The following is a 463-nucleotide window of genomic DNA, read 5'->3' on the forward strand; positions in this document are numbered from 1 at the left end:
TGGCTATGAAATTGGATAAATAAAGATTCGATTAAGGCATCTGTTTTAGGATTAACTCTGAATCGATTAATTGTTTTATACGAAGGTGTTTGATTTTGGTATAGCCACATCATGCGAAGACTATCATTTAACAATCTTTCTATTTTTCTACCAGAGAATACAGATTGTGTGTAGGCATATAGAATGATTTTCAACATCATTTTTGGATGATAAGAAGTTGCACCACGATAATGTTTGAATTCATCGAATTCTCTATCTGGTATGCTTTCGACTATGTCATTAACATATCTTGAAATATCATTTTGAGGAATTTTAACTGAAGTTTCCATTGGTAGAGTAAGTTGAGTCATGTTATAATCTTTATACATAAGGCACCTCGTTAATTTATTTTTTGTAGTGATTAATTAAATTATACGAAAGTGTCTTATTTTTTTGAAGTATTTACATGTAAAATTACATAAAA

General features: G+C 28.7%; 1 protein-coding gene. It reads right to left on the minus strand.

The genetic code is table 11. The annotated features are described in order from the left end of the window. Positions 1-368: transposase (locus CD113_RS11735; RefSeq protein WP_142380915.1), on the minus strand; the 368-nt coding region annotated here is incomplete at its 3' end. Between the last annotated feature and the right edge of the window lie 95 nt (positions 369-463).

Source organism: Staphylococcus simiae (genome assembly GCF_002902085.1).
Taxonomy (GTDB): Bacteria; Bacillota; Bacilli; order Staphylococcales; family Staphylococcaceae; genus Staphylococcus; species Staphylococcus simiae.